This window comes from Synechococcus sp. R6-5 (assembly GCF_047461775.1).
Taxonomy (GTDB): Bacteria; Cyanobacteriota; Cyanobacteriia; order Thermostichales; family Thermostichaceae; genus Thermostichus.
This window is the reverse complement of record NZ_JANSHV010000249.1, coordinates 1-4,906: the sequence shown is the minus strand read 5'-3', so window position 1 is coordinate 4,906 and position 4,906 is coordinate 1. Positions and strand designations below refer to the sequence as shown.

The following is a 4,906-nucleotide window of genomic DNA, read 5'->3' as shown; positions in this document are numbered from 1 at the left end:
CTGTTCGCGTAAGCGGGACGGAGTCCTTAACGGATGGGAAACTGGAGACGGTCGCTTCTAACCCATTCATGGACTGAGCATCAAAAAGGGGGCGGCTTGCCAGAGGCTTATCTATTCTAGTTGAGGGCCGCATCAGCGTTGCGGAGCAATAGAGCCGTAGCCACGGCCAACGCGGTGGCCGCCCAACTGTAGGGCTCCCCGCCAGCCGCCGTCGAAAACAGAGGTGCCCGTCCGTAGCCCCGCAGGCGCAAAGCCTGATAAACCCTCTGCGAGCGCTCGTAGCTGCGAACCAACAGGGTGCCCACCGAAGCGGCCAGAAAGGGCAGATCTTGTCTTAGAGACGGCCCAGGACGCCACAGGGATCCCCGCGGTCGCCAACCCCTCAGCCGGGCTGCCCGTTGCATCTGCTGCCACTGAGCGGCCACCTCCTGCAAATAGCGCTGGGTGAGCCAGGCCAGTTCCAGCAGGAGGTCTGGGATCCCCAGGGCCCGCAACGCTGCCAACAGTTCCGATGTGGGGGTGGTCTCCAGCAGCAGCATCGTGAGGGCAAATAGGGCCAGCCCTCTCCCCCCAATGCGAAGCGCCATCTGCAGCCCCTCCCAACGCAGAGCCAGGGATCCCCAGCGCCACAGGATGGTTTCCCCCGCCCAGAAGGGAAGGATCCCCATCAACCCTGCCACCAACAGCCCTGGGGCTGCCAGCCGCCTCAGCCCGAGGCTCCAAGGCAATCCCGACAGGCTCCACAGTCCAGCCACCAGCGCCCAGATGAGCGGCAAGAGGGCCAGGCACCTCACCGAGGCGAAAGCCGCCATCAGCGCCATCAGGCCCAGCACCTTGGGCAGAGGTTGCCACCGGTGCAGCCAGGAAAGGGGTTTGGAGGGGTGAGGATGGGATTGTTGACCGCGCCAGCAGCAAGGGATCCCTGAGCCGGCTTCATCTCTTGCCATACTCTCCCAGCAGCGCCGGTTGTACCCGCTGCAAAAACAGCACCACCCAACTGGCGAACAACCCCTCCACCACCATCAGGGGGATGTGGGCCACCACCAAGCTCCCAAGAGCCAGACGACCGGCTTCTGTGGAGAGGATCCCGCTGCCAGCGTCAACCACAGCAGCCATGACCACCCCGTAAAACAACAGCACTGCTAGACCCACCCCAACCGCTCCCGCCAAGAAGGCAGACACTCCGGCCCCCATCACCCGACGGCCTGCCCGAAAAATCCCACCGGCCAGGAGCGCCGGGATCCCCATAATGGCGGCGTTGATGCCCAATGTGGTCAGGCCCCCATGGCCAAAGGCCACCGCCTGAAAAAACAAGCCCACTACAATCGCCGGATAGGCCAAAGCCCCCAACATCAGACCCATCAACCCGTTCAGCACCAGATGCAGGCTGGCCGGGGGAAAGGGCAGGTGAATCGAAGAGGCCACAAAAAAGACAGCCGTGAGCAAAGCCGCTTTGGGCAACTGATGGCGGGGATCCCGTTCCCACCAAGGACATTGCTCGGCAACGCCGGCGCGACGGAGAAGCCGCAAGCTGTAGCTGGTGATCAGGGCGGTGATGCCATAACCCCCTAGCCAAAGCGGTGCTGGCAAAATGCCATCGCTAATGTGCATGGCCAGTCCTACTCCAGAGCGGAGGGGCTAACCTGGGATGACCCCGGAGATGCTGAAACCGATGGGCTCTCCACCGCTCCATAAACAGACTGACGCGGCCTGGAGAAGAAGAGAGCTGTGCCCAGACAGCCCCAAATGACACAGGCGGCCATAACCCCCCGCTGCAAAGGCCCAAAGGGTGGGGAAGCGCTGGGGATCCCTTCTGTCTGAGGGAACTCCTCGCCCACCGGCACGTTGACCAACACCCCATGCCCCGCCTGGCGAATCCGCACCTGCCAGAGGCCCGTCAGGTTGGGATCCGGCTGCAGCAGAAATCGTCCCCGCGCATCCGTCTGTCCCTCCTGCCAAGGGGTAGTGGGATCCGTTGGCGCAAACACCGTTACCTGCGCAGAACGCATCGGTTCGCCAGAATCGTAGCGGGCCTGGATCTCAAAAGCGGGAACTGCCCGCCAAGAGGCCTCCACCCCGTGGCCCCAAGCGGGAGCAGACAGGAGCAGGCCGAAAGCCAGCAAGCTCAACCGTGCTCCGCATCGCTGACGCGACGCCGCAATCAGGCTCAGTCGGCAGGAAGGGATCCAAAGTTTTGGCCAGACTCGGTTCATTGGTTAGCTGAGGACAGACGACAATCTCTACGCTCTGCAGGCGACCGGTCTTAGAAAAGCCAAGACTTCAGGGCGAAGACTCTGTCTGGGCAGGGCCAGAGGCAGCGCGGCAGTGGCCTTCCCCCACATGGCCCAAGTGGTGCAGGAGCTCCAATGCGGCCTTAGCCGCAGGGGATCCCTCCTGCAGATCCCCCCAGTCCACTTCCAGAAGGTCGGATCCCCCCCCAGTGCTCCGCGCCGCTGACGCGGCCAGCCGCTGCTCCAGGGAGACAGGATCCAACTTCACCAAAGGGGCAAACCCCAGAGCTGCTTGATTGAGGCTGTCGTTGGGGGGCAAGCTTCCATCTCCAAACAGGTGGTCGAAATGGAAGGTGACCTCCAGATCTGCCACCTGGCCGACGCGCACAAAGCCTTTGCGCTCCTCCCCCACATACTCTCCGCAGGTGAAGGCCACCTCAGGGCTGAACTTGAGCACAAACGGCATCTCCCCAGCCCCTTCCTTTGTCGGTCGGGCTTGGCCTTCGATCCAGAGGGAATAGCCCTTTGCCGGCCCCTCCAGTGCTGGCACCAGCCGCCACCCCAGGGCGTTGTAGTGGCCAGGGGGTGCCTCTAGGGATCCCAGTAAGGCCCGCTCCGCCGGGGGAGCCGTGATCAAATCAACCGTGATGGGGCCGGAGAGGCTGACCAATGCCCGTGCCAGCAAATCTGCATTTCCTTCCGGATCAAAGGGCGGATCGGTTTGGTAGGCGGTTATGTCCGCCAGCGTCACGTACACGTGCTCAAAGCTCAGTTCCCAGCCGTCTTTGGAGACAAACCCCTCCCGAATGAAGTCCTCGCCGTTGGCCCAAAACTCCAGAGTACCCATCTCTGCCTTTGCTTGGGCTAGGGGTGCTTCCTGCCTGACCTTTTCCGCTCCAGCGTTAGAAGCCGGTCGGCAGGCGCCTAGAGAGAAGGCCAACCCAAGGGCCAGAAAGGGTAAAGCTAACCCCTTGCCCCAGGGATCCCTTGTTGAAGCACCAAGCCGAAATGGAGTGTGTTTCACCAGTTCCCCTGCCAAGGACTCGGTCCCGATGACGCAAACGGCACTGCTCTACCGAAACACAGGCTTCCCTGGTGTTACAATCCCCCACCAGGGCATCTGTAGGGCTATGCCTATGGCAAGGGCTACTCCTGCGCCAGATTCCCCGCCCGCACCCAACCTTCCTGCCCATTCTGACGGCGAATGCGCTGCCAACGGCCATCTTCGCTGAGGCCCAGCACCGTCACCACCTCGTTCATGGGCACACCGCCAATGTAGGTTCCCTCCCGCTCTGGAGTGGCCCGCAGCGCCAGGCCAATGGGCTCGATCACCCGTCCCCGCTCACCTGGGGAAACCACTGCTGCCGTGGGGGGTCGAGTCGGCAAAGGAGTTGATTCAGGGTTGGGTTCAACCGTGGGAGCTGGAGAAGTTGAGGCTGAAACACCATCCACAGGGCCCAAATTGCCAGCCCGCACCCAGCCCTCCTGTCCATTCAGCTCCCGCCGCACCCGCTGCCAACGACCATCGGCGCTGTACTCCAACACCGTCACCGTTTCCCCCACTACAATTCCCCCTTGGTAGGCTCCATCAACAGAGGGCTGGCTGCGGATGGCCAGGCCAATGGGCTCGATCACCCGCCCGCGGCTGCCGGGGGGAAATCCCTCAGGGTCAACAGTGCCTGCAGCAGGGCCAGAGGGGGGAGAGGGAAAACTGGCTGGGCGGGGCAAGGGATCCAAGCGCACCGCCTGCGGAAATTGAGGCGGGGCAGGGGGGGCCAACATGGGGGCGACGAGCTGCCACAACTGCCAAGCCAAGGCGGCCAGAGCCCCAACCGAGACACTCACCACCACCAAGGTGCCCAAGGGAAAACCGCCAGAAGCAGGAGAAGAACGGCCTCGCATCGGGTAGTTAGCCATCCGAAATACCTTCCCGCAATGCTGCAGGCAAGAATCCGCAGAGAAGATGGGATCCCCGTCAAAACCGGGGATTTACGAAAGCCAGAGCACGACTGCTGCGCAACGCTGACGTGATTGCATCCCAATGTATCGTGTTCCGCAGCGCTCTTGCTAGGCCTGTGCAGAGGAATCGCAACGCTGACGGGGCGACGCGACCCCAGAGGGCAAGGGCGTCGGAGATTAGCTTCTACTTATTGGTGTTGGTGAACTTATTCTGCCAGTCGGTCGTCAAAATCTCTCGGCCAAATACCCATCCTGCCAGAAGGAGGGGCAATGCCAAGCCCAGAAAGCCAAAAAGACTGACCACCTGAGCCACTTGCCGCTGGGCTTGTTTTCTCCTGGGATCCGGGATGTTGTTAGCAGCCAGCACCACCTTAGAACAGAAAGCCACCACCACCGCCCCCACCGGCCCCAAAACCAAAGAGGGCCACAGCCAAGCCTCCACTTGCGAGAATGCGTAGGCTCCGGTAAAGGGGATAATCACGAAACAAGCCAACTCTAGGATCCCCCACGTGAAGAGGGCCAACCAGACATCTTTGCGGAAGACTTCATCGGGATTGGTGTACATAAGCCTCCGGGATAAACCGCCCACACTAAGGCCAGACCTCGAGACAGGAACGGAAGCGCCACGGCTTCCAGATTAACTCCAGGTGCAAGGATCTGCTTGACGGATTTCCTCTGCCATTCAGGCAACTCAGCTAGAAATCGCAGGAGCCCCG

Annotated in this window: 6 protein-coding genes; all 6 read right to left on the bottom strand. The window is 61.9% G+C overall.

Translation table 11 applies throughout. The features are described 5' to 3' along the window. Positions 1 to 116: 116 nt before the first annotated feature. The gene (cbiQ, locus tag NW818_RS12255) at positions 117 to 947 is read right to left on the bottom strand and encodes a cobalt ECF transporter T component CbiQ (RefSeq protein ID WP_414424708.1); all 831 of its coding nucleotides are present in this window, start codon (positions 945 to 947) and stop codon (positions 117 to 119) included. After that, positions 934 to 1,611: a cobalt transporter CbiM gene (cbiM, locus tag NW818_RS12250; protein WP_414424707.1), complete on the bottom strand. Its 678-nt coding sequence runs from the start codon at positions 1,609 to 1,611 to the stop codon at positions 934 to 936. The genes cbiQ and cbiM overlap by 14 nt, the downstream gene beginning before the upstream one ends. An 8-nt stretch (positions 1,612 to 1,619) precedes the next feature. Next, positions 1,620 to 2,129 (bottom strand): hypothetical protein, encoded by a 510-nt coding sequence (locus NW818_RS12245; RefSeq protein WP_414424706.1) that lies wholly within the window; start codon positions 2,127 to 2,129, stop codon positions 1,620 to 1,622. Positions 2,130 to 2,280: 151 nt separating this feature from the next. Then, entirely contained in the window at positions 2,281 to 3,078 is a 798-nt protein-coding gene (locus tag NW818_RS12240) for a hypothetical protein (RefSeq protein WP_414384032.1), read from the bottom strand. 299 nt (positions 3,079 to 3,377) lie between these two features. Then, the gene (locus tag NW818_RS12235) at positions 3,378 to 4,148 is read right to left on the bottom strand and encodes an SH3 domain-containing protein (protein WP_414424705.1); all 771 of its coding nucleotides are present in this window, start codon (positions 4,146 to 4,148) and stop codon (positions 3,378 to 3,380) included. Between the two features lie 226 nt (positions 4,149 to 4,374). Next, the gene (locus tag NW818_RS12230) at positions 4,375 to 4,755 is read right to left on the bottom strand and encodes a hypothetical protein (protein ID WP_414342412.1); all 381 of its coding nucleotides are present in this window, start codon (positions 4,753 to 4,755) and stop codon (positions 4,375 to 4,377) included. Between the last annotated feature and the right edge of the window lie 151 nt (positions 4,756 to 4,906).